Genomic DNA, 25,859 nt, shown 5'->3' with positions numbered 1-25,859 from the left:
ATCGACACTCATGTTATCGACGGTCATTTGATGAGTATCGGTAAAATGGGTTAGCGATGATAAAGCTGCAGGTCACCAAAGTATTGGCGCTGGATACGGTCATAAGTACCATTGGCATGGATTTTTTCCAGACCTTCGTTGAGCTGCTGAGTCAGCTTGCGGTCGTTTTTACGCACTGCAATCGCGGTATCGGCCGGCAGCAGTTCGTCTTCAATCTGCAAGTTGGTAAAGCTCGCCTTGTTGCCACGATCAATAAAGTTAAACTGAGCCTGGATCATATCCTGAAAAGAGGCATCGATACGGCCGCTGAGCAGATCGGCATAGACCTGGTCCTGATCCTGGTAGGTCTTGACCTGGATACCATGCTGCTCAAAACGCTGTCGTACAAACTCTTCCTGCATTGAGCCCATCTGAACGCCGACCACCTTGCCCTGTAGCGATTGTGGATTGGCGGCCAGTCCTTCTTCACTGCGGCTTAGCATCGAAGAGTAGCCACTCCACACGACGTTGGTGAAATTCACCTGGCGGCTACGTTGCTCGGTAACCCCTAAAGAAGAGAACACGGCATCAATTTTACGTGCTTTCAGGCTGACGATCAGGCCATCAAAATTCGAAGGTACCCATTGGCATGTTCTGTTGATTTCAGCACAAATTGCGTTACCAAGATCAATTTCGAAACCGGTCAGAGAGCCGTCCGGATTGGTGGACTCAAACGGAGGAAAGGTGGCATCGACGCCGATACGCAGCGGCGGACCACCAGCTTGTGTGGTGGCCGCAAACAGGGTCGAGCAAAGCAGAATAAGGGAACTGATGTGTCTCATGATTTCTTCCGTGATGAAAAAGGCATTAAAAAGTGTCTGATCACTGTATCGGTCACGGTGTGGGAAGTCTACGTCAGGCGGACTGCCGTGCGCTGCATAACGATGCTTAGGAGCATCAACTCGCGTCACCTGAGTATAAGCCTGCCATGGCAAGCGATATTTCCCCCGCACGATGAATTGTCTCTATCCGGGATGTGGTTGACACGGAATTTGTGGCAGACTAGAGGTTATTCATTGGTTATCAGTTACACGGTGCTAAGTGACGGCAATGCCAGACAGTCAAGATCGCATTCAACAGCTCGAGCTTCGGGTCGAAGAGCTTACCCGGCAGAATGAGCGTTTACAGGAAAAACTCAACGCGGCGTTGGATGGTACCGGGCTCTGTTTGTGGGAGCAGCAAGTTCCAACCGGTCAGCTGCGTATTTTCAATATGGAGTGGGGCCAGATGCTCGGCTTTCAGCCCAATGAGCTGGAAGCGAATATTGAGACCTGGAAAAGCAAACTGCATCCGGATGATTATGACCTGGCGGTCGGAGCGTTTGAGGACCATCTCTACGGACGCACGGATACCTACCAGGTGGTGCACCGTATGCTGCACAAAGACGGCAGCCACAGCTGGGTTTCCGATCGCGGGCGGATTGTCGAGTATGCGGAAGATGGTTCGCCGCTGCGGATCATGGGCACTCACATCGATATCACCAATGAAAAACGCTATGAACTGGAACTGTCGCGTTTGGCCAGTCAGGATCCGCTGACGGGGCTGTTGAACCGCAATGCACTGCTGGATGAGTTTGAACAGCTGTGCGGCCTAGCTCAATCCGGACCTTGGTCACTGGTGTTTATCGACCTGGATAATTTTAAGGCCGTTAACGATCATCTCGGACATAAGGCCGGGGATAGTGTGCTGATGGTGGTGTCACAATGGCTGACCCGCTGCGCGCCTGAACATTCTGTGGTGGCGCGTCTCGGCGGCGATGAGTTTGTGCTGCTGTGTCCGGCGCAGGATGAGGCTGCGCTTAATCAGTGTACCGATCAACTGCTGACGCTGGTCAGTCAGCCGATTCGTCTGGAAAACGGTGCGGCGCAAATTGGTTTTAGTATCGGTATTTGCGAGTTTAGTGCCGGACAGTACAGCTTTGAGCAACTGTATGAGCTGGCTGATCGTGCCATGTATGCAGTGAAAAAATCCGGTAAGAACGGAGTGCAGCGTATTGACGCTACCGAGAAAGGCAATCGCCCGTAACGATGAATAATTAACCGTTAACCATTAACCAGTACGGGCGATAGAGTGCTGAGGATAAAGAGACTTACCTTAGCCTGTGCATCAGTGCTGTAACCATTGTGCCAGTTCTTTAGCGTAGTACGTCACAATCACGCTGGCACCCGCACGCTTAAAACCGACCATGGTCTCCAGTACGGCGCGCTGCTCTTCAATCAAACCAGCCTGCGCGGCATTTTTCAGCATCGCGTACTCGCCGCTGACCTGATACACCGCCAACGGCAGGCGAGTGTTATCGCTCAGTGATTTCAGCACATCCAGATAGGGTGTACCTGGTTTGACCATCAGGATATCGGCACCTTCGTCTTCATCCAGCGCCGCTTCGAGCAGAGCCTGACGACCATTGTGCGGATCGGCCTGATAGGTGTTGCGATCGCCTTCCAGTTCACAATCCACCGCAGAGCGGAACGGGCCGTAAAACGCCGAGGCAAACTTAATTGCGTGCGCCATGATGCTCACGGTCGGATAACCGGCAGCGTCCAGGCCCTGGCGAATTGCGCCCACCTGGCCGTCCATCATCGCGGAAGGTGCCAGCATATCGGCGCCGGCTTTAGCCGCGGCAACAGACTGCTTGATCAGGTTAGTCACGGTCAGATCGTTATCGACATAGCCGTCGTGCACTACGCCGCAATGGCCGTGCGTGGTGTATTCACAAAAACAGATGTCCGGGATCACAATCATATCCGGACAGGCTTCCTTAATCGTGCGAATCATCCGGGTCAGCAGGCCATTGTTATGCCAGGTATCTGAGCCGCATTCATCTTTATGTTTCGAGATGCCAAAGGGCATCACATAACGAATACCCAGTTGGTATAACTCGTTAACTTCACGTGCGATATCAGATTCCGGAATACGATTGACGCCCGGCAGTGAAGGAATGGCAACTGGAGCTTCGATGCCCTCTTCAATAAAAATTGGCTGAATAAAATCACTGACCGAAAGCTGAGTTTCCTGCACCATCTGGCGGATATGAGTGTGAGCTCTTAAACGACGCGGGCGCTTTACGGGCGCAACAAGAGATGGGTTTTCCATTCGGGACACCTTACTGATAATTCTGTGCTTGCCGGTATGGCTGGGCCGATGTCCGTATTCAGCGCCTGGGGAATGGGTCTTCATGACGCCTGAGTCTCGGCAAGCAGCTAAGTTGAGCGCTGTGACTCCATCATGGCGCGTTCGGAAATGAATTGGTAGCTTTATATCAAAATCAAATAATTGCTTGGTTACTATCAGAACAGTTAATTAATTTCCGCTGCTATGTCGTTAACCGCCGTCCCGACGTCGTGCCGGGAATACCGAGGGTAAGATTTCCTACTTAGAGTGAAAGTTGAGGATTCATTTTGAGAAGGAAATCAACAATGTTACTTGAAAAGAGATCAATGTTACTTGAAAAAAGACCAACGTCAGTTAAACAGAGATCAACAACGCGACTTAAAAAGCTGACCGCGGCAGCGATGTTATCGGCTTTATGTATGGCAGTGACGCCACTGGCGAATGCCCAGGTTAAACTCGATTTTTCCAATGAGTACAACGCGCAATCTATTCACGCCCAGGGTGATCTGTACTTTATCAATCAGGTCAAGGAACTGACCAAAGATGAAGTCAATATCACTTTGCATACTGGCGGTTCGCTCGGCTTTAAATCCGTTGACCACTTTTACGCGGTTTCTGACGGAGCGGTGCCGCTGGCGGATACACTGGCAGGCAGCATGGCCGGTATTGACCCCATTTTCCTGCTTTCTTCATTGCCGTTTGTGGTTAAGAGCGAGGATGACGCAGAAAAGTTGTATCACATTGCCAAGCCATACTATGAGCAAGTGTTTGCCGACAATAATGAAATCCTGTTGTATGCCTCTCCTTGGCCGGCGAGTGGTATCTGGTCCAAGCATGCAGTCAACAGTGAACGTACTTTAAAAGGCCTGAAAATCCGCACTTACGACAAGAATGGTACGCTGACGTTTAAAACCGCTGGTGCAGCACCGGTTAATCTGTCTTGGGCCGATGTGGTACCGCAATTGTCGACTGGCGGGATCGAAGCGGTACTGACTTCGGCTGATGCAGGCGCAAGTGGCCGCTTCTGGGAAAATCTCAACTCTTACAGTGCGATTCAGTATGCGATTCCACTCAATATGGTGCACATAAATCGTGATGAATTTGATGCTCTGAGCGATGAGCAGCAGCAGGCGATCATGCAGGCGGCGCGTAACACCGACCAACATAACTGGCAAACAGTCCGTACTCGCGTCCAGAACAATTATGCTGAATTACGTGCCAACAATGTCACTATTCTTGAAGAGCTGCCGGCTGATTTTATTTTGCAACTGCAGCAGGCGGCTCAACCGGCCTTGAAAGATTGGCTGGAAGAGACAGGTGAGCGCGGCAAAACCATCATGGACAAGTTTGCGCAGAGCAAATAGGGACGCCGATGAAGACACTAATCCGTTTATCTCATGCGCTGAACCGACTGTGCGGAGGAATGGCCATTGCGCTGATCCTGTACATGTTCGTGCATATTATTGTTGAGATCGGCTTGCGCTTTTTTGGTATGTCGACTTTTGTTCTGGACGAGTTTGTCGGCTATGCCGTTGCGGCTTCGACTTTCTTTGCTTTGGGTTACAGCCTGGAGCGGGATGGTCTGATCCGGGTCAATGTGGTACTGGACCGAATTGCTGAATCGAAGCGCTGGATACTGGATTTGTTCGCCTCGCTTCTGGCCAGCGCTTTCTTTCTCTGGGTCGGCTATTATTGGTGGCTAACCGTAGCGCGTAGTTTTGTGCGCGGTACTACCAGTCAGTCGCTGGCAGAAACACCGTTGTGGATCCCGCAGGGAATGGTGCTGATCGGGATGGGCATGTTGTGCCTGACTCTGATTGTGCGGATTGCCGCCCTGATCTGTTATCAGCAGGCTCCGAAACCTGCTGCGCAAGGAGCCTGATATGGACATGTTATTTATTGCGCTCGGTGTGCTGGCGCTGCTGTTTGTGGTGCTGGGCAGCGGTATCTGGGTATTCGCCGGTCTGGCGGTCGTGTCATTTGGATCCTTGGTGTTGTTTGGCGATATGTCACCACAGCGGGTCGGCAGTATCCTGAGCCGGATTCTCTTTCGTGCCGGTAACTCCTGGGAATTAGCGGCGATCCCGCTGTTTATTCTGATGGGTGAACTGATTTTCCGCTCGGATATTTCCGATCGTCTGTTTAAAGGGCTGGAGCCCTGGACCCGCTTGATCCCGGGAGGCATTTTGCATACCAATGTGTTTGGTTGTGCCATGTTTGCCGCGGTCAGTGGTTCCAGCTCGGCGACAACAGCCACGATTGGTAAAATCACCACCACCGAGCTGCAAAAGCGTGGCTACGATCGCCAGCTGTCGATCGGCTCTCTGGCCGGTGCCGGTAGCCTGGGATTACTGATCCCGCCTTCGATTGTGATGATCGTGTACGGTATTCAGGCCGAAGTCTCGATCAGTAAGCTGTTTATGGCGGGTATTCTGCCCGGCATTCTGATTGCCATGCTCTATTCCGGTTATCTGATGCTGCGCACCTGGATGTCACCAGAACTAGTGCCGCAGGATCAGAGCAGTGATATTTCTAAGCTGCAGAGTGTAGGTTACCTGGCACCGGTACTGCTGCTGATCTTCGTGGTACTGGGGGCGATCTATACTGGGATTGCAACGCCATCGGAGGCTGCTGCGGTCGGCGTACTGGCGACCTTGATTTTGCTGGTCTTCGAGCGCCAGCTCAATGTCGCGATGCTGAAAGAGGCGCTGATTTCGACCGTGCAAAGCTCGACCATGGTGTGCAGTATCATGGTGAGCGCCGCGCTGCTTTCTACTGCGATGGGCTATCTGCATCTGCCGTCTGAACTGGCCAAATGGATTGCCTCCATCGATCTGACACCGGTTTTGCTGCTGTGCGCATTGGCGCTGTTCTACATCATTCTGGGCCTGTTTCTGGACGGGATCTCGATTACGGTGATGAGCCTGCCAATTACGCTGCCAATCATTGAACAGGCCGGTTTTGATCCGCTCTGGTTCGGGGTCTTTCTGGTTATCATGGTCGAGCTGGGCCAGATCACGCCGCCGGTGGGCTTTAACCTGTTTGTATTGCAAGGTTTGACCGGAGAGAAGATCGGCCGTATCGCACGGGCTTCTCTGCCGTTCTTTGTGCTGATGTGTCTGGCGGCGGCTATTCTGTGTGCCGTCCCGCAACTGGCGCTCTGGCTGCCTAGTCTGGCCTGATGCAGGAGCGTTGACGGTTCCGTCCCCGTAACTCAAAGCGATAACCGGCTCCGTGAGGAGCCGGTTTTTTATCTCATTGACATGACGTTAGGTGTTCTGCCCCTGTCAATGCACGGTGACATTCAGTTGCTCAGCCAGTTTGCTTATATCCAGCGTAATCAACCACAAGATAGGTTTATGTGTTGGGTACCGCAGCGCCGGCAGGCTGAAAATAGCCTCATGATGGTAACGTGGAAATGATTGTGCTGCAGGCCATATGCTCGGTGCCGGGCCTGAGGCTGGTTCAGTGATGTGCAACTGCACGGTTGGATAAGAGTTCATACACACCTCCTTAAAAAGAGGGTGCAGACGTACCCTCAAGTTAACAAACTGCGTGGGCGAAAGCAGCGTTGCCGCTGGCCACTTACCCATATATGTAAGGTCGTTGTTGCTGACTTCAAGAGGCCGGTGTGGATTTAATTTACTCTTGCAGTAACCAAAATGCCCTGCAGCTGCAGGGCATTTGACAACATGCGCCAATAAAAGAGGTCGTTACAGCATCACCAGGCTGGCGGTGCCAAGGAAAGCGAAGAAACCCACCACATCCGTGACTGTGGTCAGAATCACCGATCCTGCCAATGCCGGATCGAGCTTCAGTCTATCCAGAATAATAGGGATCAGCACACCAAACAGTGCCGCGGTAATGATATTGACCACGATCGCCAGCGAAATGGTGTAGCCAATCATAGGTGACTGAAACCAGAGCCCGGCGACACCGCCGATGATCAGTGCCCACACTACGCCGTTAATGGCGCCGATGCCCAGTTCGTTTTTCATCAGTGCAATGCGGTTACCTGTCGTGACCTGATTGAGTGCCATGGCTCGTACCATCAGAGTCAGGGTCTGACTGCCGGCGATACCGCCCATCGATGCGACAATTGGCATTAACACTGCCAGGGCTACGACCTGGGAAATGACATCTTCAAACAGGCCAATTGTGACCGAGGCCAGAATAGCGGTCAGCAGGTTGATACCGAGCCAGACACCACGGCGTTTGGAACTGCGCACGACCGGAGCAAACAGGTCATCGCCTTCATCCATACCGGTACCCGCCATCAGGCGCGCTTCGTACAATTCACGTTGCGTACTGAGGGCAAACTGCCAGTCAACCGCACCCACCAGAGTATCATCGTCACTGACCACCGGCACCATGGGCAGGTCAGCATGCTCCAGCGCTTCGACGGCATCGGACAGGGATTGACGAGCGTTGATCAGGACCAGTTCATCCTTTTTCAGCTCTTTGATCGGTGTGCTGCGCTCGGCTTGCAGAATATCACTGTAGGCCACCACTCCACGGAATTTACGCGCTTTGGTAATCAGATAAATGTATTGCGGTGATTCCAGATGGTATTTATCGATCAGGGCCAGAGCTCGGGTTACGCTGATCCCAAACGGCAGGGTAAACAGCTTTCTGTCTGCCCAGTGGCCGATTTCGTCATCTTCAAATTCATTGGCCTGATCATACAACTCAAGCTCGTCACGGCTGATAAGACGCAGTGCTTCCGAGACGATCTCATCCGGCAGAGAGTCTTCCCATTCGATCAGTGATAAGTTGTCCAGATTGGCCAGAGTCAGTTTCAGCTCGGCTTCGGACAGGGCTTTGATAACAGAAACCCGCACGTCGGCACGCATTTCGGTCAGCACATCGATGTGCATCTCCATCGGCAGGCTACGCCATAAACGTACCCGGTCATCGACCGGAAACGCTTCCAGAATCAGTGCCAGTGAGCCTTCATCCAGTCCGTTTTCGACCATTTCCCCAAGCAGAGCCACTTGATGCTGATCGTCGTCAGCCTGGGCCAGGGTTTGAATTTGTTGTGACAGATCCTGGTACTCGCTCAACGTTTCACTCCATTCGGTAATTGCTTTTTGTCTGCTTTCTTGAGCGCTTTTTCCGGTGCTTTGCTCAGCACAATCACGGGGCGAACAATAAACAGATTATTCGGGTAAAGGATGCGGTTGCCATCAACGGTATCGAGTACGACATTGAGGAAGGTCATATCGACAATTCGGCCCTCAACATGGTTAGCGCCATCGACCACGCGGACCCACAGGCCAATCCGGCAATGATTTTGAATAAACAGCGCCAGGAACGAGGTGACATTGCTCAGCAGCGACCAACTGGCGAACAGGCCGACGCCCAATAAGGCAAACAGAGATGAGCCCACCACCAGCAAGCCGCGTAGTTCAATCCCCCACATCATCATTAAGGTCAGTAGCAGGGTGATCAGCATGGCTGCTTTGATCAGCCAGCGCGCGCGCTTGATGCGATGAACGTCATGACGATCGCTCACGGTGCTTTCAAACAGGCGCAGCAGCACATTGGCAATTTTAGGGTAGATGAGCAGAGCAACAATGGTGATCCACCATTGGTAATAGTCTTGTAATAAAGCAATGTAATCCATAGTGGCAACGCACACAGAAGTTTGCTTCAAAATAACTGAATTACAGGGAATTACAAATTGAATTATCCCCTTAACCGGGGATGTGCTGTTTTATTGGCCGAAGTACAAATAAAACGGCGTCATGACGGTGCGCAAGATTAGTTGACCCTTACGGAAGTTTGAGCGGCTCTGCATCTTCATTCTCTATGGTGAGTAATAAAGCGTCGGGAGTGATTTCCGGCGCATTCATCATCCGTGCTAAACGCTGCAGCGAAGAAAGAATCAGGGTTTGCTCCCATTTGTCCAAGGCACGAAACTGGTGCACAAAGTCATCCTGCAGCATTTGCGGCGCGGCTGAAAGAATCTTCTCTCCTTCTGACGTGAGATGGGCGTGCACCTTACGTTTATCGGTGGTATCGCGTTCCCGTTTCACCAGTTCACGTTTTTCCAGTCGATCCAGAATGCTGGTGGCCGTTGCCTGGCTCATGTTGGTCGCGCCAGACAACTGACGTATGGTCATGCTCGGTTCGGCTTTGATTGCTCTCATCAGCAGCAGTTGCGGGCTGGTCAGTCCAAAGTCTTTGTTGAGTTTTTTGGAGTGCAGATCAATAGCGCGTATGATTTGTCGTATCGCGACTAATACTTCCTCGTGGATATCCAAGTTATCCTCCATCAAGTCTTATTGGCGTTCTCCGTCCTATCGCTCTGAAGAGAAAACTGCCTGACTTGTCGTTATCATTATAATAGTTGGGTACTGAATGCTTATTGGGTACGAAATATCGGCGTGGTGCGAAATATCTGTTTGGGGCTGAAATGCCCGCTTATCACTGAGTTACCTGAATTATCTGAATTAACTGAATTGTCTGAATAGTGATAAGCGTCTGATGTTCATGACCGGGCAGGCTAATCTCCCCTGACGTTAGTGAGCTCGATTAGCCCGCCGGTGCCTATCACTTCACCTTTGCCTGGTGGTGATTACATCGCGGCCTGTTTAGCGCTTTCAATCCATGAATTGAACAGTTTCTGGTGCGCTTTAATCCAGCCATCGGCATGCGCTTCAATATCCTGCTCGGAATTATGACCCTGACTCATCATCATGTTTTCAGCACTGACATCATTGATGTTGAGTTTCATCACTTCGAACAGTTTCGCTGCGGCCGGGTTGTTGTCAGCAAACTGCTTGTTGGCGACGATTTTCATCGAGTTCATCTGGAAGCCGTAATTTTTGCCATTCGGCAGTGTGGTATCTACGTCGCTGCGATCGCCAGGCAGAGCAGAGAAGGGCACTTCCAGCCACACAACATCTTTACCCGGAACCAGCACACCACTTACCCAATACGGAGTCCAGGTGTAGTAGAAGATTGAATCGCCTTTTTTATAGCGCGAGATGGTATCGGCTATGATTGCGGCATAGTTACCCTGATTGTGAGTGACAGTGTCACGCAGGCCAAAAGCATCCATCTGATGTTCTATTACACCTTCACAGCCCCAGCCCGGAGTACAACCGGTTAAATCCGCTTTGCCGTCATCGTTGGCGTCAAACAGCTTGGCGATTTTCGGATCTTTGAGCTGTTCAATATTGGTGATGTGGTACTTGTCTGCGGTTTTTTTATCAATCAGATACCCTTGTGCAGCGCCAGAAATATACTCGCCTTTACGATAAAATTTAGCGTCACCGCCGGCTGCCTGATATTTGTCTTTGTGCAGCGGCGCCCAGTTAACCGCCAGATAGGTGGCATCGCCTTCGCTGATCGAGGTGTAACCGACGTTGTAATCCACTTCTTTGGTTGGTAATACGGTGTAACCTAGTGCTTCCATCGCTTTATTAACGATCAGCGTCTGGAACGTTTCTTCAGCCACAGTCGACTGAACCGGTTGCACTGTAATACCCTCACCAGGCAACTTGGCAAAGGCCGGGGCTGCGAGTGTTGTACCGGCCACAAATCCTGTGGTGAGTATTGTCTTCCATGCTAACTTCATTTCTGTTCTCCTAGCGTGTTTTTACCTTCTGTGTGAATCAGTTTCTGTTTCAGGTGGTATACCAGTGAGGCCGGGCCTTTCTGGTACCAATGGGTTTTCTTGTCACGGCTGTTTGCGCCTATGGACTGAGTAATCCGGTCGAGAAGAATCGCCAGAATGACGATACCCAGACCACCGACTGCGGCTAAGCCCATGTCGAGACGGCCAATACCACGCAGCACCATCTGACCTAAACCGCCGACCGCAATCATGGATGCGATCACGACCATGGACAGCGACAGCATCAGCGTCTGGTTGACGCCGGCCATAATGGTTGGCATCGCCAGCGGTAACTGAATGCGATACAACATCTGTTTCGGACTGGCGCCAAAGGCGTGACCGGCTTCAATCAGCTCCTCAGGTACCTGCTGGATACCCAAGATAGTCAGACGCACGATAGGCGGCAGGGCGAAGATAATCGTCACCACCACGCCCGGTACGTTACCGATACCAAACAGCATTACAATCGGCACCAGATAGACGAAGGCGGGCGTGGTCTGCATCGCGTCCAGCACCGGCCGGATAATTTTGCCTGCGGTCTCACTGCGTGCCAGCCAGATACCGAGCGGCAGCCCGATCAGCAGGCAGAAGAACACTGAGGTCATCACCAGTGCCAGTGTGACCATGGCTTCATCCCAGGCGCCGATCAGGCCGACGACCAGTAATGAGCAGAACGTCGCGATGCCCATTCTTGAACCAGCCAGTTGCCAGGTGATCAGAAACAGAATCAGCAGCATGACCGGAGCAGGGGTGGATACCAATGCGGTTTGAAATGAGGTCAGTATTAAGTCTATCGGGATGCGAATCGCCTGAAATACGGGACGTCCGTGGGTCACGAGCCAGTCAAGAGCAGTTTCAACCCAGCTGTCAAAGGGCAGAATCGCGTCTTTGAATGGATGTAGCCAGTCAAAAGGCGTGGCATCAGGAGTGGCGGTATTAAGCCAGTCTGCCCCTGAAGCTGTGGCATTGCCAGCCCAGGGATCGCTGTTTGATGACGCAGCCTGATTCGCGGCGCCCCAGGGATCGGCGGCTTGTGCAGCCGAAGTTGTCGTTTCCGTCGTCATGATTATTCCCTATCTAAAGTTTGCAGTAAGCGGCTTTTGGTGATCACACCATAATAATGACCTTGGGCATCGACGACTGGCACTGAGTAAGGCACTTCGGCGACCTGGCCGATCAGATCGCCCACAGAGACATCCGGGTCAATAGTGATGGTGTCATCTAGCAGGGCACTGCTGAGAGAGCGTTGCTCGCGTTTGGCGGCTTTGAGAGAATCGAGGGAAACGATCCCGGTGTACTTATTGCTGCGATCGACCACGATGCCGTATTCGCGATCGTTGTCCATCAGCAGTTGCATTGCCGCCGCAGGACCATCGTTATCGTGTTTTTTGAACATCGCAGCCGGCTTTTTGCGCGCGATGTCTTTGGCACAGAAGACGCTGGCGACATTGACGCCGCGGAAGAAAGAACTGACATAATCATTAGCCGGATGATGCAGGATTTCATCGGGTGTTCCGACCTGGACCACAACCCCGTCTTGCATGATGGCGATGCGGTCACCGATGCGCATCGCTTCATCCAGGTCATGAGAAATAAAGACAATGGTACGTTTATCGTCATTCTGCAGTCGAATCAGTTCGTCCTGCATTTCGGTTCGGATTAACGGGTCGAGAGCAGAAAAAGCTTCGTCCATCAGCAGGATGTCCGGGTCATTGGTCAGTGCACGTGCCAGCCCGACCCGTTGCTTCATCCCGCCTGACAATTCATCGGGGTATGAATCGCAATAAGCCTCCAAGCCTACTCGTTGCAGAGCGGCTTTGGCGGCAGTGTGGCGTTGCTGCTCGGCAACACCAGCCAGCTCCAGACCGAAGGCGGCATTTTCAATCACTGTCATATGCGGCATTAGCGCAAAGTTCTGGAACACCATGGAAATGTTTTGACGCCGAACTTTTCTCAGTTCGTTATCCGAGATCTGGGCAATGTCTTTACCCTTGAGCAATACACTGCCACGGGTGGGTTCAATCAGGCGGTTCAGCAAGCGGACCAGGGTCGATTTACCGGAACCGGACAACCCCATAATGACAAAAATCTCACCCTCATTGATCGAGAGAGACACGTCCTTAACCCCCACAGTAAGGCCGGTTTGCTCGAAAATCTCATCTTTGTTGAGCCCCTTATCGATCAGGGCGAATGCCTCTTGCGGTGTCTCTCCAAACACCTTATAGAGGTTGTTAACTTCTAGCATGGTTGACATCATTTACATCCTTTGTTGTCGTCAAAAATTAGCGACGATAAATTGTAAATATGTATAGTACACTAAACATTAACTTCGCAGTTATCAAGTTGTTAAAGAGAGAAAGATGTTGCGATCTTTACTTATTTCTATGATTTATAAGAAAAATTAAATTTTCAAAAAACTTACAGTTAATTTGAGTTAGAATGTTTTGTATTAGTAGAATAATCGGGTAACACACCGACAAATTACAGCATTCAATCTGCTTTCCACTGACAGGAAATGCATCATTTAAGGAGCGCTACGTGCATAAAATTTGGCTAATAATCAGCTGTTTGGCTATGTTGTTCACTTTCGGAGTCTCAGCCGAAGAGGCCGAAGAAGCCGCGCAGGACACAGCACAACAACAGGCGCCGGCTTACTCAGAATCAGCATTGCTGGATCGGCCACTGATGGAACGTTACATTCTTGATGAATTGAAATCTTTGCGTCAGGACCAGCAGGATCTCGAGCGCAGGGTGATCACCCAAATTACCGATCGTGAGTTGACGGTGGCGGATAAATCGATGAACTACGCCAATGTTACCGTGACTTATTTCTTCTATATCATCGCCGGAGTTGCATCGCTGGTGGCGTTAGTCGGCTGGCAGTCGTTACGGGAAGTGAAACATAACACCCGTGAAATGGCGGATAAGCGTCTCAACAAAATTGCCATGGAATATGAGAAGAAGTTCGTGGCACTGGAGCGGGATTTGAAGCGTAAAACCCGGATGCTGTCGGAGAATAACCGTGAAATCGAAATTATTAACGAGATACACAACCTGTGGCTGCGAGCGCAGAACGCGCAGACCGCTGACCAGCGCATCGAAGTGTACGATGAAATTCTTAAAATCCGCCCTGGTGATTTGGAAGCATTAACCTACAAAGCCGATGCTGCGATGGAGATTAAAGAGTACCACTGGGCAATGAGCCTGTGTAACCGAGTGCTCGAACTGGATGAAAATAATGGTCCGGCCCTGTACCAGCGTGCCTGTGCTTATGCGCGTTTGGGGGCAGAAGAACAAGCCATGGAAGACATGACCCGCGCGCTGGAAACCACCCCTTCGCTGCGCGAACTGATCGCTGATGAAGCAGATTTTGAGTCCCTGTATGGCAATAAAAAGTTTGATGCGTTAGTCAAAGCAACTCAAGCGGATTAAATATATACAAGCAATTGAATAATAGTCACAATTACTTTATGCATTAACTTAGCGCGCTCCCGGAGCGCGCTTTTCTTTTCCACTCTCATCTGACAAGGCTTCATCTTGTTCTATTCTTTGATAGGGCACCGGGCAAATTTGTTGATTACTCATTAATTTGCAAAGTTATGCGCTATAACCAAAGCTTGTCCTGACGACAAATTATTATCATTAGACACCTAGGGTGTTTTGCCTGATAAAGCGCGTGACATTTAGGGTGTCGGGTGTGGCTTTATCGCAAAGCCACAGACAAATTCTCTTGATATTGTGAGACTTGATGTGGAGCAACAATCCAAATTAGACAGCGTTCGAGCTGATTACAACGTTCATTACTGGAGCCAGGGTTTTTTTGGCATTGACGATCATGGCGAAGTGTATGTTTCGCCCCGTAAAGACGGAGCTCACCCCACTCAGTTGAGTTCTATTGTAAAGCAACTCGAAGCGCGTAATTTGAATTTGCCGGTATTGGTGCGTTTTCCGCAAATCCTGCATCAGCGTGTGCACAACATTTGTGATGCGTTTAACCAGGCGATTGAAGAGTACGATTACCCGAACAAATACCTGTTGGTTTACCCGATTAAAGTGAACCAGCAAAAAGAAGTGGTGGATGAAATCCTCGCCAGCCAGGCAGAGCTGGAAACCAAGCAGCTCGGTCTGGAAGCAGGCAGTAAGCCCGAGCTTCTGGCGGTGTTGGCCATGGCACAGCAAGCCAGCTCTGTGATTGTATGTAACGGTTACAAAGACCGTGAGTACATGCGTTTGGCTCTGATCGGTGAAAAACTGGGCCACAAAGTGTTCATCGTGCTGGAGAAACTGTCTGAGCTGGATCTGGTTCTGAAAGAGGCCAAAAGTCTGGGTGTGAAACCACGCCTGGGCCTGCGTATTCGTCTTGCGTCTCAGGGAGCGGGTAAGTGGCAGTCGAGCGGTGGCGACAAATCTAAGTTTGGTCTGGCGGCGGCTCAGGTGCTGAGTGTGATTGACCGCCTGAAACAGGAACAGCAGTTAGACGCGCTACAGTTAGTACATTTCCACCTAGGTTCGCAGATGGCGAATATTCGCGACGTGCGCAACGGTGTGAATGAATCGGCGCGTTTCTACTGCGAGCTGCGTGAGCTGGGTGCACAGATCCAGTACTTTGATGTGGGGGGCGGTTTGGCGGTGGATTATGACGGCACCCGCAGCCAGTCATCGAACTCGATGAACTACGGTTTGCTGGAATACGCCCGCAACATCGTTAACACAGTCGGTGATGTGTGTACTTTGTACAACCAGCCGATGCCAACCATTATCTCGGAATCCGGTCGTTCGGTAACGGCGCATCACGCTGTGCTGATTACTAACGTGATTGGTGCTGAGTCGTACCAGCCGGAAGCGATTGAAGCGCCGGAAGAGGACGCCCCGATTCTGCTGCAGAACATGTGGCGCAGTTGGGAAAACCTGAGCGAAGGCAGTGATGCCCGTGCTCTGATTGAGCTGTTTAACGACACGCAAAGTGACTTGTCCGAAGCGCACAGCCTGTTTGCAACCGGTGTGATCAATTTGCAGCACCGGGCATGGGTGGAGCAGCTGTCACTGCGTATTTACCATGAACTGCGCCAGAAAATGAACACCAAAAACCGTTTCCACCGTCCAATCCTGGATGAACTGCAGAACCGGTTGGCGGATAAGTTCTTCGTCAACTTCTCGTTGTTCCAGTCGCTGCCGGATGCCTGGGGTATCGATCAGGTGTTTCCGGTCCTGCCTTTGTCAGGACTGGAAAACATGGCTGACCGTCGCGCGGTGATGCTGGACATTACCTGTGACTCGGACGGCGCTGTGGAACAGTACGTGGAAGGCCAGGGGATTGAAACGACTCTGCCGGTACCCGCCTGGAACCAAGATCAGCCATATCTGATGGGCTTTTTCCTGGTGGGTGCTTACCAGGAAATCCTGGGCGACATGCACAACCTGTTTGGTGATACCCACAGTGTGGTGGTCAACATTACCGATCAGGGTGAGTCAGACATTACCTTCGTCAATGAAGGTGATACGGTCGAAGACATGATGCGTTACGTACATATTGATGTGGATGCGATTCGCACCAATTATCGTCAGTTGGTAAGCCAGCGAGTGGCGGCGCAGGAACAAGCGACTGTTTTGGCCGAACTGGAACAGGGCCTGAACGGTTATACTTATCTAGAGGATTTTTAAATGAATGATTTGTTTACTAAAACTGATTATTCACTCTACTCCAACGCGATGACGTTCGTGCGTCGTCCGTACCAGCGTGATCCGCTGGAAACAGACGCCGATATCGTCGTGCTGGGTGTACCGTTGGATATGGCAACGTCCGGCCGTCCCGGTGCGCGTATGGGACCGGATGCCATTCGTCGCGCTTCGGTTAACCTGGCGTGGGAAGGCAAGAAATTCCCGTGGGATTTCAATCTGTTCAAGCGCATTAACGTAGTTGATGCCGGTGATTTGGTGTTTGATTGCGGTGACGCAGAGGATTTTACCTATCGTCTGGAAGCAGCCACCAATGAGATCCTGAAGAGCGGTAAAACCATGCTGGCTCTGGGCGGGGATCATTTTATTACCCTGCCGATTCTGCGTGCGTATGCCAAGCATCACGGCGAGATGGCGCTGATTCACTTCGACGCTCATACCGACACTTATGCCAATGGCAGCGCCTATGACCACGGCACCATGTTCTACCATGCGCCGAAGGAGGGATTGATTTCTCCGCGTCATTCAGTGCAGATCGGTATTCGTACAGAGTATAAGCAGGAAGGTCATGGCTTCAACGTGATCAATGCAATGCAGGCTAACGACATGGCGGTGGATGAAATTGTCGGTCAGATTAAACACATTATCGGTGATAAGCCGGTTTATCTGACGTTTGACATTGACTGCCTGGATCCGGCGTTCGCACCGGGTACTGGTACGCCGGTGTGCGGCGGCCTGAGTTCAGACAAAATTCTGAAAATCATCCGGGCGCTGAAAGGCATTAATCTGGTGGGTATGGATGTGGTTGAAGTATCTCCGCCATACGATCAGAGTGACTTGACGTCACTGGCCGGCGCAACCATCGCACTGGAACTGCTTTACGTGTGGGCATCCAATAAGTCCGACGACGAATAGTTGCAAAGAGCCAATCAAAACCGAGGTCTGTCCTCGGTTTTTTTACGCCCCCGTTTCGGTGGCCGTGTTGCCTCTGCAATGCGCTCAACTTAAGCGGTGATATCTTCGTCGCAGACCGGTACGTAGAGGCTTTTTTTCGGTGTATCCAGCACTACATTGGTGGTGACTCGTTTGATCTGCGGATAAAGTTGCATCAGTTGTTCGATAAAGGCGTCATAAGCCCGGGTATCCGGCGCGGTGATCACCAGCATCAGGTCAACATGGCCGGTGACGTAGAACACTTGCTGCACGGTATTCTGTCCTTCTGCCCAGCGTTTGAAGCGGCTCAGTACTGCGTAGTTATCACGGTCAATCTCAACCCCGGCCAGAAACGTCATCTTATGGCTGGTCACTGCCGGATCGACAATCGCCACTTCAGCCCGGATTACCCCCTCTTCACGCAGTTTTTTAATCCGGCGCTGCACCGCTGAGGCGGACAGTCCAACTTGCTCAGCTATCACATCTGCCGCCAGGCGACAATTACGCTGCATCAGTTCGAGAATCTTCTGATCAAACGTATCCAGTGGGGAACTCATAGTCATCCTTGTGCGGTCTGGCCGCATCATTGGCCGCAAAAATGCGGCGATTGTGCATCTTGGCGGCTAGGATAGCCGATTTTTGTGCGCCAATCGAATTGACAATGGTGGTCAACCTCCTATTTAAACCCGTGTAAAAGGAAATGAGTAATTATGCATTATCATGATGCTGACCAGACTGAACCAGAGACCTATGCGCCGCAGACTCAGGCGTTGCATGCTATGTTGCAGGCCGACCCGGTTCATCAGGCGATCGCGCCCAGTATCGTCATGTCAGTCAATCACAGTTTCAGTCCGGAAAGTGGCGCATTTTCGGCCTGCGGACTGGATGACATTGCGGATGCGCCTTACCTGTATGCCGGGTGGACCAATCCTACGGTGCGCCTTTTGGAGCAAAGGCTGGCAGTGCTGGAACACGCAGAAGAAGCCCTGGCTACCGCAACGGGTATGGCAGCCGCTTCCGGCCTGTTTCTCTCGATACTCAAAGCAGGCGATCACCTCATAGTCAGTGATATGTGTTACGCCGCCGTGTATGAATTTGCCACTCAGGTGTTGCCTGGATTTGGGATTGAAGTGTCGGTAGTCAATACTGAATGCACTAATAATGTGCAACAGGCGCTTAAAAAGAACACCAAGTTAGTGCATATTGAGACCCCGAGTAATCCTTTGCTTCGCTTAACCGATATTGGCGCGCTGGCGCAGTGTCTGAAATCTCACGGAGTACGGCTCAGTGTCGATAGCACGTTTTCTACCCCGGTTGTGACCCGTCCACTGGATCTGGGAGCGGACTTTGTCATCCACTCGCTGACCAAATTCATCAATGGTCATGGCGATGTGCTGGGGGGCTGTATCCTGGGCAGTAAAGCGCTGTTGTCACCCATCAGAGCGATGGCAGGCGTTTATCTGGGCGCGACACTCTCGGCACAAAGTGCCTGGCTAATTATGCGCGGGATGGAGACGCTTTATCCGCGGATGAAAACTTTGTGTGACTCCGCGTTACAGATAGCTCAGTGGCTGGAAAGCCATCCGCGTGTAGCACGAGTTTTATACCCCGGATTGGCCTCACACCAGCAATTTAGTCTGGCGCAGCGTCAAATGGATCATTTTGGCGGCATTATTGCATTCCAGGTCGATGACATTGATTTGATCGAGCAGCGTTTTGCCCAGGAATCGGCGCTTTTTTATTATGCTTATTCTATTGGTCATCAGCGCAGCCTGGCTGTGGTAATGAGAACCGACGACTTAGATGCGTCAACTTACCGCTTTACGCCGCAACAAAAAGCCGATTTTTGTCGCGATGCCGGACAAGGCGTGGTGAGACTTTCGATTGGCCTGGAGGCCGCGGAAGATTTAATTCGGGACTTGCAGCGTTTACTCAGGTAGTGGTTGCATATTTATACCACGCTATTGGTTATAAATTCGAAAAGTTGGTGGAACTCGGCGATAAAATATCGCATTATCTGCAAGACGTTAATGTCAGTCACATTTGTGTCGTCAGACAGCGTTTTTGTCATAGGACGAACGACAAAATAACAAGATCTACATAAGGGATAATATGAAAAAGTTCATTAAATCTTCTGCAGCCGGGCTGCTTTTCGCTTGCTCTCTGTTAGGTGCCTCTCAGGCTTCTGCGGCGGAGTCTGCGCTGGAAAACATTTTAAATACAGGTGAACTTAAAGTCTGTTTCGATGCGGGTTACATGCCGTTCGAAATGAAAACCAAGGATGGTCGCTACATCGGTTTTGACATTGATATCGCGAAATATATGGCGCGTTCAATGGGGGTGAAGTTTACGCCGGTCAACACGGCATGGGATGGCATCATTCCTGCGATGCAAACCGGTAAATGTGACATCATTATGGCGGGTATGACGGTAACAGCGGAACGTAACCTGAAAGTGAACTTTGCCACGCCATACATCGTTATCGGTCAGTCTGTGGTGTTGTCGCCAAAACTGGAAGGAAAAGTGACCAGCTACAAAGATCTGAACGATCCGAAATACACCATCGCTACTAAGCTGGGGACTACAGGTGCTGAAGCGGCGAAAAAATACGTACCAAACGCGAAGCTTGACCTGTATGACACGGAAGTGGATGCTGTGCTGCAGGTTGTTAACGGTAAAGCGGATGCCTTCGTTTATGACTTGCCTTACAACGCGATTTACAGCGCGCAAAACAAGGGCAAAGTGGTGCACCTTGAAAAACCGTTTACCTATGAGCCGCTGGGTTGGGCAATCCGTCAGGATGACCCGAACTTCCTTAACTTCCTGAACAACTACCTGCGCCAGATTCAGGGCGATGGTACTTATGATCGTATCTACGATAAGTGGTTCAAAAGTGACAGCTGGCTGAGTGACGTACAGTAAACGTCGTCACTTAAGTTGCCAAAGCCGGGCGGCCCGACTGCCCGGTTCATTCCAAGAATAAAGAGAATCTGAGTGATGCAGTCAAAATCCTCAAATTGGGTCGGACATCTGATTTATGGTCTGATCATGCTAATGCTGGTCAGCGCGGTGTATTTTTCCGGGCGCAGCATTAATTACAATTGGCACTGGGATCGTTTGTGGCCATACGTCATTAATACCGAAATGCAGGAGATCCGTGCAACCGGTGATGGCACAGCAAGCATCAAAGACGGCCAGCTAGTCATAGAATTCGATAACCAGGGTTCGCCGCAGGTTATCACAGACTACACTCAACTGATGGTGGGTGAAGGCGACCTTATCTTCCAGGGCGATACCGTTGCCAAACTCAACGAGTGGCAATTCGGCCCTATTGCGACCGGATTGTGGGTCACGATCGAAATTTCGTTTATTTCATTGATATTCGCGGTCATTCTCGGGCTGATATTCGGCCTGATGCGGGTGTCCAAAAACCTTACGGTGCGCAATCTTGCCATTACCTATGTGGAATTAATCCGCGGCACGCCGTTACTGGTACAAATTTTTATTGTTTACTTCTTTATCGGCACTGTGCTTGATTTCGAGCGCTTTACTGCCGGTGTGGTTGCGTTGTCGGTCTTTACCGGGGCGTACGTTGCAGAGATCGTGCGTGCCGGTATTCAGGCTATCCCGAATGGACAGATGGAAGCGGCTCGTTCACTGGGGATGACTTATCCGAAAGCGATGCGCTATGTCATTTTGCCTCAGGCATTGAAGCGCACTCTGCCGCCACTTGCCGGTCAGTTTATCAACCTGATCAAAGATTCTTCACTGGTCTCAGTGATTTCCATCACCGACCTGACCAAGGCCGGACGTGAAGTGGTCAGCGGCAGTTTTGCGCCATTTGAAGTCTGGTTTACGGTAGCGGCACTTTACCTGGTGGTCACCGGGACCCTGTCGTGGGCTATCCAACGTTTAGAGAAGAGGTTATCGGCCAGTGACTAGTGAATACAACGGCGAAGATATGGTTTATGCCAGCGAAGTTGACAAATATTATCCGAACGGATGCCACGCACTTAAGTCAGTCTCCACCACGGTTAAACGGGGTGAAGTGGTCGCGATCATTGGTCCGTCCGGCTCTGGTAAATCGACCTTCTTACGCACGCTCAATCAGCTCGAAGAAATTTCTTCCGGCACCATCATAGTGGATGGGTTTGATATGTATGCGAAGTCGACCGATATCAACGTACTGCGTCAGAACGTCGGTATGGTGTTCCAGAGCTTCAATTTGTTTCCGCACATGACGGCATTACAGAACGTGATGTTAGCGCCGCTTAAAGTGGCCAAGCGCCAGAACAGCGATGTTATGGTGGATGCCAAAAATCTGCTTAAGCGGGTGGGCCTCGAAGATCGCATGAACAACTACCCGTCTCATCTGTCCGGCGGTCAGCAGCAGCGTGTGGCGATTGCCCGTGCGTTAGCGATGAAGCCTGATCTGATGTTGTTCGATGAGCCGACATCGGCACTGGACCCGGAGATGGTGGGTGAAGTGCTGGATGTAATTAAAGGTCTGGCGAAAGAAGGCATGACCATGGTGATCGTAACCCACGAAATGGGCTTTGCCCGTGAAGTGGCGGATCGTGTCCTGTTTATGGAAGAGGGCAAACTGCTGGTGGACGACCAACCCAAAGCGGTGTTTGATGACCCTCAGCATCCGCGGCTTAAGCAGTTCCTGGCTAAGGTGCTGTGACGTTTGATTCGCCCTCACCCGACATTTTGGCGATGAGATTATAGTTTGTAACCATTTGCCGGGAAATAATCACAAACCGAGCCTCAACAGGCTCGGTTTTTTGTTATCCAAAGCACACTTTCTGTGCCATAGCCTGAATTTTAGCCCGCTTTGGCGCATGATTTCTCTCAGTTTCAGGTGGATTGTAACGATCATTTACAGCTGCGTAAGTCTAAGTAAAGAACACAGCCTTACCGGGTGACTCGGGTACAATAACCACCGTAATGCCCGGCCCTGATGGCCTTACGTCGCGCTGCTTTTTACAGGCGTAACGGATCATCGTATTGGCGCAAATATTTCTGATTGTGATGCGAGTCGTCATGTTGTCAGCACCACAATCAAAAGTCCGATAACCTGATTATCAGGTGGCTGGCAGTACTACAACGTTAATCAATATTAATGGTTCTGGATGCGGGTTATGAAAACAACTGGATGGATGGTCGCCATTTCTGCGACCGGTATGAGCTTATTTTCTGCATGGGCGTCGGCCGAGCCGATCGTGATTCCGAATCCGCCGCAATTGTCTGCCAAAGGGTATGTGCTGATGGATTATCACACCGGGCAAGTCCTGGTTGAGCACAATGGCAATGAAAAAATGAATCCGGCTAGTTTGACTAAGCTGATGACGTCTTATGTCGCTGGTCAGGAGATGAAAAGCGGCAAAATTTCCGCCAGTGATAATGTCACCATCAGCGAACATGCCTGGGCCAAAAACTTCCCCGATTCTTCCAAAATGTTTATTGAGGTAGGGACCAGTGTCAACATGATGGATCTCTACCGCGGCTTAATTGTCCAGTCCGGCAACGATGCCAGCGTCGCGATTGCCGAACATGTGGCAGGGTCGGAAAGTGGCTTTGTCGATTTGATGAATTCATGGGCGCAGCGCCTCGGGTTGAACAATACCGCCTTTACTAACCCGCACGGACTGGACAGCGATGGCCTCTACACCACGCCGTATGATATTGCCAAGCTTGCTCAGGCGATTATCCGTGATTTGCCGGATATCTATCCACTGTATAGCGAAACGTCTTTTACCTACAACGGTATCACGCAGTATAACCGCAATGGTCTGTTGCATGACCGCAGTATGAATGTGGATGGGATGAAAACCGGTTATACCAGTGGCGCTGGTTACAGCCTGGTGACGTCAGCCACCAATGGTAACATGCGCCTTATCTCTGCGGTCATGGGTTCAGGCAGCCAGAAAGGACGTGAGTCGGACAGCAAACAGTTGTTGAGTTATGGCTTTCGTTTTTTTGAAACCGTGGCTCCCCATCAGCAAGGTGAAGCCCTCGAACAGGCACCTATCTGGATGGGAGAGAAAAGCACTGTGGCGGTCGGTGTGCCGCAAACCACATATATTACGGTCATGAAAGGGGAGCTGGCGCAGCTCAGCGGCCTGATTGAAATGGATAAAGAGTTAGAGGCACCAATAGAACAAGGTCAGGTTGTGGGTAAAGTGGTCTATCAGGTGGATGGCCGCAGTGTAGGAGAATCACCTTTGGTCGCACTTGAAAGCGTGCAAAAAGGCAGTTGGTTCAGCCAGGCGATGGACTGGATTAAGCGCTTGTTTGCCAGTCTGTTCTCCTGATTCTCTCAATTGGAATGACTGTGTTCTCAATGCCCGCGATTTGCGGGCGTTACTTTTTGCGGCGTTACTTTGGTGACAGAGAGCTGACATTGAGGGCGATTTTGCTCGCAAACAGAGGCTCGCGGGGCAAACTCTGGACAGAAACTCACTTTCGATTGACATTGTGATTAACTGTTTTTGTCATTTTTATCGCATTGAGTTCAAGCGAGGAAATACGATGGAATTTGGCCCAGAAGATCGTCATGCACTGTACGATATTTGGATGTCCCAAAAAGCAAAAATGCATTTAACCCAGATGGAAATGGCAAAACGGCTGGGTGTCAGTCAGGTGGAATTTTCTAACCTATTACGCGGTAACGCTCCGCTGACCATGTCCTTTGTGACCACCTTCTGCCAGCATTTGCATGTCGAGCCTTACAATGTGCTGCCGACATTAAAAAGTAAGTTTACCTCCGGTGAGCATTTAGTGCGTTTGCAAAATCGCATTACTGTTGACGGTGAAATTCAACGCGTTCAGGTTGATGGCAACCAGGTCATTATCGAATATACCCATCTGTCTCACTAGCCGAGCCGTCTTAGGCCTGTATCACACGTGAGTCGTCACTTCACAACGGATTAAGCAATCCCGCATCAGCCGGATATCCGCTCGTTGTTTGAGCGGGCGATATCCTTTCCTTACAGGCCTTATTCTGACGCTCTGCGGAATCATTTATTCTTTAAAGTTAATAGTCTGCGTCCTGACAGGTGCTTGATGGCTGGCGGCCAAATAGGCACAATTGTGTAATTAGTCACAATTCATTAAGAAGTAACAATTCATTAAGAATAAGCTGTCTTCGTCTGTTTATCCCATTTCGTTCTCTCTTTTTATGCCGGCACTAAACGGTGGTTACCTGGCGGGATCGCCGATCCAGCAGCCTGCGCTGTCATTGAGTTCTTCAGAATTGCGAAAGCGATGGTTGATTGTAACTGAGGCCTGCTTATTCAGCCGGTGTGATCTGCCTGCCGGCGGAGTGTCACCAATTCGGCATATTGTCCTGACTTGGGTATATACTATTAATCTAACCTACTGAGATGATTTCGTTATGTTTGAAGAATTAGCGCTGGGAGGCTTGCTGTTCAGCCCGTTGGTGATGTTTGCACCTATGGCCTTTGCGCTCTCCTGTGTGTCCAGGCTAGTGCTGCACAAGACGGGCGTGTATCAGAAACTGTGGAAAGTAGCTTGGTTTGAGGTCGGGCTGTTTGTCTGTTATCTGGCGATTATTATTCATTTTTTCGGGAGTTAATGTTGAATATGGGAAAAGTATTGCGTATTTGTCTCACTCTGGCGGTGGTTATCATTGCCGTGATTGCCGGTCACTGGGTATGGGATCATTATCTCTACTCACCCTGGACCCGTGATGGCCGAATCCGCGCCCAAGTGATCACCATAGCTCCGGACGTGTCTGGCTGGGTTGATACCCTCAATGTGCAGGATAACCAGCAGGTATCAAAAGGGGAACTCATCTTTAGTGTCGATCCCACCCGCTATGCGGCCAAGATCAAAGAGCTGGAAGCGGAAGTAGAAAACAAACAATACGCGCTCGATCTGGAACGTCACCGCTATGTACGTCGACAGCAATTGACGGGTAAAAACCTAATCAGCGAAGAGACCGTCGAAAGCGCTCGTATTAATACCGAACTGGCAAAAGCAAGTCTGGATATTGCCAAAGCACAGCTCAATACCGCGCAAATTAACCTCGACCGCACCCAGATTCATGCACCGGCAGATGGCACGCTGATTAACCTTAATTTACGTGAAGGTAACTACGTCAGTCAGGGGAGTTCGGTCCTGTCGCTGGTGAAAAAAGACTCTTTTTACGTCACCGGGTATTTTGAAGAAACCAAACTGCCGATGATTAAAGTCGGCCAGTCGGCCAAAATCACCCTGATGAGTGGTGGTAAACCGTTAACCGGCAAGGTGGTCAGCATTGGTAAAGCCATCGCGGATACCAATACCAGCAGTAATGGTCAGTTATTGCCTCAGGTGCAGCAAACCTTTAACTGGGTTCGTCTTGCACAGCGTATTCCGGTCGATATCAAGCTCGATCCGCTGGATGAAAATGTCAATATCAGTGCCGGTATGACGGTCTCGATCTATCTGCAAGAGGCTGAGTGAACGT

General features: G+C 50.8%; 25 protein-coding genes. 15 read left to right on the top strand and 10 right to left on the bottom strand.

The window, feature by feature from the left end; genetic code table 11:
* Positions 1-50 precede the first annotated feature (50 nt).
* The gene (locus J0X00_RS00660) at positions 51-821 is read right to left on the bottom strand and encodes a transporter substrate-binding domain-containing protein (RefSeq protein ID WP_168796971.1); all 771 of its coding nucleotides are present in this window, start codon (positions 819-821) and stop codon (positions 51-53) included.
* A gap of 268 nt (positions 822-1,089) precedes the next feature.
* Between J0X00_RS00660 and J0X00_RS00655 the strand changes: the two genes are divergently transcribed.
* The gene (locus J0X00_RS00655; protein WP_136483861.1) at positions 1,090-2,064 is read left to right on the top strand and encodes a sensor domain-containing diguanylate cyclase; all 975 of its coding nucleotides are present in this window, start codon (positions 1,090-1,092) and stop codon (positions 2,062-2,064) included.
* An 81-nt stretch (positions 2,065-2,145) separates the two neighbouring features.
* Here the strand turns inward: J0X00_RS00655 and hemB are convergent, their stop codons facing one another.
* Positions 2,146-3,132 (bottom strand): porphobilinogen synthase, encoded by a 987-nt coding sequence (gene hemB / locus J0X00_RS00650; RefSeq protein WP_282476739.1) that lies wholly within the window; start codon positions 3,130-3,132, stop codon positions 2,146-2,148.
* 344 nt (positions 3,133-3,476) lie between these two features.
* Here hemB and J0X00_RS00645 point away from each other — a divergent pair, with 344 nt between their 5' ends.
* Genes J0X00_RS00645 through J0X00_RS00635 form a run of 3 tightly spaced genes read left to right on the top strand, consistent with a single transcriptional unit; the run spans position 3,477 to position 6,332 of the window.
* Positions 3,477-4,514 (top strand): TRAP transporter substrate-binding protein, encoded by a 1,038-nt coding sequence (locus J0X00_RS00645; RefSeq protein WP_282476738.1) that lies wholly within the window; start codon positions 3,477-3,479, stop codon positions 4,512-4,514.
* Positions 4,515-4,522: 8 nt separating this feature from the next.
* A complete protein-coding gene (locus J0X00_RS00640) occupies positions 4,523-5,032 on the top strand; it encodes a TRAP transporter small permease (RefSeq protein ID WP_136483864.1) in 510 nt (169 codons plus the stop codon).
* Position 5,033: 1 nt separating this feature from the next.
* Positions 5,034-6,332: a TRAP transporter large permease subunit gene (locus J0X00_RS00635; protein WP_282476737.1), complete on the top strand. Its 1,299-nt coding sequence runs from the start codon at positions 5,034-5,036 to the stop codon at positions 6,330-6,332.
* Between the two features lie 105 nt (positions 6,333-6,437).
* On the opposite strand, the gene J0X00_RS00630 is transcribed toward J0X00_RS00635, so the two are convergent.
* The 7 genes from J0X00_RS00630 to proV form a co-directional block, all read right to left on the bottom strand.
* A complete protein-coding gene (locus J0X00_RS00630) occupies positions 6,438-6,653 on the bottom strand; it encodes a hypothetical protein (RefSeq protein WP_136483866.1) in 216 nt (71 codons plus the stop codon).
* Between the two features lie 210 nt (positions 6,654-6,863).
* The gene (locus J0X00_RS00625) at positions 6,864-8,213 is read right to left on the bottom strand and encodes a magnesium transporter (RefSeq protein ID WP_136483867.1); all 1,350 of its coding nucleotides are present in this window, start codon (positions 8,211-8,213) and stop codon (positions 6,864-6,866) included.
* Positions 8,210-8,776: a mechanosensitive ion channel family protein gene (locus tag J0X00_RS00620; protein ID WP_282476736.1), complete on the bottom strand. Its 567-nt coding sequence runs from the start codon at positions 8,774-8,776 to the stop codon at positions 8,210-8,212. The genes J0X00_RS00625 and J0X00_RS00620 overlap by 4 nt, the downstream gene beginning before the upstream one ends.
* Before the next feature lie 148 nt (positions 8,777-8,924).
* Positions 8,925-9,416 carry a MarR family transcriptional regulator gene (locus tag J0X00_RS00615; protein WP_136483869.1) on the bottom strand — a complete coding sequence of 164 codons (492 nt, stop codon included), beginning with the start codon at positions 9,414-9,416 and terminating at the stop codon, positions 8,925-8,927.
* Between the two features lie 314 nt (positions 9,417-9,730).
* The gene (gene proX, locus J0X00_RS00610) at positions 9,731-10,735 is read right to left on the bottom strand and encodes a glycine betaine/L-proline ABC transporter substrate-binding protein ProX (protein WP_136483870.1); all 1,005 of its coding nucleotides are present in this window, start codon (positions 10,733-10,735) and stop codon (positions 9,731-9,733) included.
* The gene (gene proW, locus J0X00_RS00605; protein WP_282476735.1) at positions 10,732-11,838 is read right to left on the bottom strand and encodes a glycine betaine/L-proline ABC transporter permease ProW; all 1,107 of its coding nucleotides are present in this window, start codon (positions 11,836-11,838) and stop codon (positions 10,732-10,734) included. The genes proX and proW overlap by 4 nt, the downstream gene beginning before the upstream one ends.
* Before the next feature lie 2 nt (positions 11,839-11,840).
* Positions 11,841-13,028 (bottom strand): glycine betaine/L-proline ABC transporter ATP-binding protein ProV, encoded by a 1,188-nt coding sequence (proV, locus tag J0X00_RS00600; RefSeq protein ID WP_136484009.1) that lies wholly within the window; start codon positions 13,026-13,028, stop codon positions 11,841-11,843.
* Between the two features lie 320 nt (positions 13,029-13,348).
* Between proV and J0X00_RS00595 the strand changes: the two genes are divergently transcribed.
* The 3 genes from J0X00_RS00595 to speB all read left to right on the top strand — a co-directional run bounded on the left by J0X00_RS00595 (position 13,349) and on the right by speB (position 17,365).
* Positions 13,349-14,206, top strand: a complete 858-nt coding sequence (locus J0X00_RS00595) for a hypothetical protein (protein WP_136483872.1) — start codon at positions 13,349-13,351, stop codon at positions 14,204-14,206.
* A 318-nt stretch (positions 14,207-14,524) separates the two neighbouring features.
* The gene (gene speA / locus J0X00_RS00590; protein ID WP_282476734.1) at positions 14,525-16,435 is read left to right on the top strand and encodes an arginine decarboxylase; all 1,911 of its coding nucleotides are present in this window, start codon (positions 14,525-14,527) and stop codon (positions 16,433-16,435) included.
* Entirely contained in the window at positions 16,436-17,365 is a 930-nt protein-coding gene (gene speB / locus J0X00_RS00585; protein ID WP_136483874.1) for an agmatinase, read from the top strand. It begins immediately after the preceding gene.
* An 89-nt stretch (positions 17,366-17,454) separates the two neighbouring features.
* Here the strand turns inward: speB and J0X00_RS00580 are convergent, their stop codons facing one another.
* On the bottom strand, positions 17,455-17,940 hold the full coding sequence (locus tag J0X00_RS00580; RefSeq protein WP_218561501.1) for an Lrp/AsnC family transcriptional regulator: 486 nt from the start codon (positions 17,938-17,940) through the stop codon (positions 17,455-17,457).
* Positions 17,941-18,093: 153 nt separating this feature from the next.
* On the opposite strand from J0X00_RS00580, the gene J0X00_RS00575 reads away from it, so the two are divergent.
* From J0X00_RS00575 to J0X00_RS00540, 8 genes are all read left to right on the top strand, one after another.
* Positions 18,094-19,323: an aminotransferase class I/II-fold pyridoxal phosphate-dependent enzyme gene (locus J0X00_RS00575; protein ID WP_282476733.1), complete on the top strand. Its 1,230-nt coding sequence runs from the start codon at positions 18,094-18,096 to the stop codon at positions 19,321-19,323.
* 172 nt (positions 19,324-19,495) lie between these two features.
* The gene (locus J0X00_RS00570; RefSeq protein WP_136483877.1) at positions 19,496-20,305 is read left to right on the top strand and encodes a transporter substrate-binding domain-containing protein; all 810 of its coding nucleotides are present in this window, start codon (positions 19,496-19,498) and stop codon (positions 20,303-20,305) included.
* A gap of 75 nt (positions 20,306-20,380) precedes the next feature.
* Positions 20,381-21,325 carry an amino acid ABC transporter permease gene (locus tag J0X00_RS00565; RefSeq protein ID WP_282477010.1) on the top strand — a complete coding sequence of 315 codons (945 nt, stop codon included), beginning with the start codon at positions 20,381-20,383 and terminating at the stop codon, positions 21,323-21,325.
* A 19-nt stretch (positions 21,326-21,344) separates the two neighbouring features.
* Positions 21,345-22,070 (top strand): amino acid ABC transporter ATP-binding protein, encoded by a 726-nt coding sequence (locus tag J0X00_RS00560; protein WP_136484011.1) that lies wholly within the window; start codon positions 21,345-21,347, stop codon positions 22,068-22,070.
* A 457-nt stretch (positions 22,071-22,527) separates the two neighbouring features.
* The gene (locus J0X00_RS00555; RefSeq protein ID WP_136483878.1) at positions 22,528-23,700 is read left to right on the top strand and encodes a D-alanyl-D-alanine carboxypeptidase family protein; all 1,173 of its coding nucleotides are present in this window, start codon (positions 22,528-22,530) and stop codon (positions 23,698-23,700) included.
* Positions 23,701-23,917: 217 nt separating this feature from the next.
* Positions 23,918-24,265 carry a helix-turn-helix transcriptional regulator gene (locus J0X00_RS00550; protein WP_136483879.1) on the top strand — a complete coding sequence of 116 codons (348 nt, stop codon included), beginning with the start codon at positions 23,918-23,920 and terminating at the stop codon, positions 24,263-24,265.
* A 517-nt stretch (positions 24,266-24,782) separates the two neighbouring features.
* A complete protein-coding gene (locus J0X00_RS00545; RefSeq protein ID WP_136483880.1) occupies positions 24,783-24,983 on the top strand; it encodes a DUF1656 domain-containing protein in 201 nt (66 codons plus the stop codon).
* Between the two features lie 8 nt (positions 24,984-24,991).
* The gene (locus J0X00_RS00540; RefSeq protein ID WP_168796973.1) at positions 24,992-25,855 is read left to right on the top strand and encodes an HlyD family secretion protein; all 864 of its coding nucleotides are present in this window, start codon (positions 24,992-24,994) and stop codon (positions 25,853-25,855) included.
* Positions 25,856-25,859: the final 4 nt, after the last annotated feature.

This window comes from Vibrio sp. ABG19, assembly GCF_029962385.1.
In the GTDB taxonomy this organism is placed as follows: Bacteria; Pseudomonadota; Gammaproteobacteria; order Enterobacterales; family Vibrionaceae; genus Vibrio; species Vibrio ostreae.
This window is presented reverse-complemented; position numbering and strand designations above follow the sequence as displayed.

What these genes read in the sequence shown, in the direction of transcription:
- J0X00_RS00540 (WP_168796973.1), top strand. Translation starts at nt 24,992, where the DNA reads ATGGGAAAAGTATTGCGTATTTGTCTCACTCTGGCGGTGGTTATCATT.
- J0X00_RS00620 (WP_282476736.1), bottom strand. Translation starts at nt 8,776, where the DNA reads ATGGATTACATTGCTTTATTACAAGACTATTACCAATGGTGGATCACC.
- proV (WP_136484009.1), bottom strand. Translation starts at nt 13,028, where the DNA reads ATGTCAACCATGCTAGAAGTTAACAACCTCTATAAGGTGTTTGGAGAG.
- J0X00_RS00565 (WP_282477010.1), top strand. Translation starts at nt 20,381, where the DNA reads ATGCAGTCAAAATCCTCAAATTGGGTCGGACATCTGATTTATGGTCTG.
- J0X00_RS00655 (WP_136483861.1), top strand. Translation starts at nt 1,090, where the DNA reads ATGCCAGACAGTCAAGATCGCATTCAACAGCTCGAGCTTCGGGTCGAA.
- J0X00_RS00660 (WP_168796971.1), bottom strand. Translation starts at nt 821, where the DNA reads ATGAGACACATCAGTTCCCTTATTCTGCTTTGCTCGACCCTGTTTGCG.
- J0X00_RS00560 (WP_136484011.1), top strand. Translation starts at nt 21,345, where the DNA reads ATGGTTTATGCCAGCGAAGTTGACAAATATTATCCGAACGGATGCCAC.
- hemB (WP_282476739.1), bottom strand. Translation starts at nt 3,132, where the DNA reads ATGGAAAACCCATCTCTTGTTGCGCCCGTAAAGCGCCCGCGTCGTTTA.
- J0X00_RS00640 (WP_136483864.1), top strand. Translation starts at nt 4,523, where the DNA reads ATGAAGACACTAATCCGTTTATCTCATGCGCTGAACCGACTGTGCGGA.
- J0X00_RS00580 (WP_218561501.1), bottom strand. Translation starts at nt 17,940, where the DNA reads ATGAGTTCCCCACTGGATACGTTTGATCAGAAGATTCTCGAACTGATG.
- proW (WP_282476735.1), bottom strand. Translation starts at nt 11,838, where the DNA reads ATGACGACGGAAACGACAACTTCGGCTGCACAAGCCGCCGATCCCTGG.
- speB (WP_136483874.1), top strand. Translation starts at nt 16,436, where the DNA reads ATGAATGATTTGTTTACTAAAACTGATTATTCACTCTACTCCAACGCG.
- J0X00_RS00555 (WP_136483878.1), top strand. Translation starts at nt 22,528, where the DNA reads ATGAAAACAACTGGATGGATGGTCGCCATTTCTGCGACCGGTATGAGC.
- J0X00_RS00630 (WP_136483866.1), bottom strand. Translation starts at nt 6,653, where the DNA reads ATGAACTCTTATCCAACCGTGCAGTTGCACATCACTGAACCAGCCTCA.
- J0X00_RS00645 (WP_282476738.1), top strand. Translation starts at nt 3,477, where the DNA reads ATGTTACTTGAAAAAAGACCAACGTCAGTTAAACAGAGATCAACAACG.
- J0X00_RS00570 (WP_136483877.1), top strand. Translation starts at nt 19,496, where the DNA reads ATGAAAAAGTTCATTAAATCTTCTGCAGCCGGGCTGCTTTTCGCTTGC.
- J0X00_RS00545 (WP_136483880.1), top strand. Translation starts at nt 24,783, where the DNA reads ATGTTTGAAGAATTAGCGCTGGGAGGCTTGCTGTTCAGCCCGTTGGTG.
- J0X00_RS00635 (WP_282476737.1), top strand. Translation starts at nt 5,034, where the DNA reads ATGGACATGTTATTTATTGCGCTCGGTGTGCTGGCGCTGCTGTTTGTG.
- proX (WP_136483870.1), bottom strand. Translation starts at nt 10,735, where the DNA reads ATGAAGTTAGCATGGAAGACAATACTCACCACAGGATTTGTGGCCGGT.
- J0X00_RS00575 (WP_282476733.1), top strand. Translation starts at nt 18,094, where the DNA reads ATGCATTATCATGATGCTGACCAGACTGAACCAGAGACCTATGCGCCG.
- J0X00_RS00595 (WP_136483872.1), top strand. Translation starts at nt 13,349, where the DNA reads ATGTTGTTCACTTTCGGAGTCTCAGCCGAAGAGGCCGAAGAAGCCGCG.
- J0X00_RS00550 (WP_136483879.1), top strand. Translation starts at nt 23,918, where the DNA reads ATGGAATTTGGCCCAGAAGATCGTCATGCACTGTACGATATTTGGATG.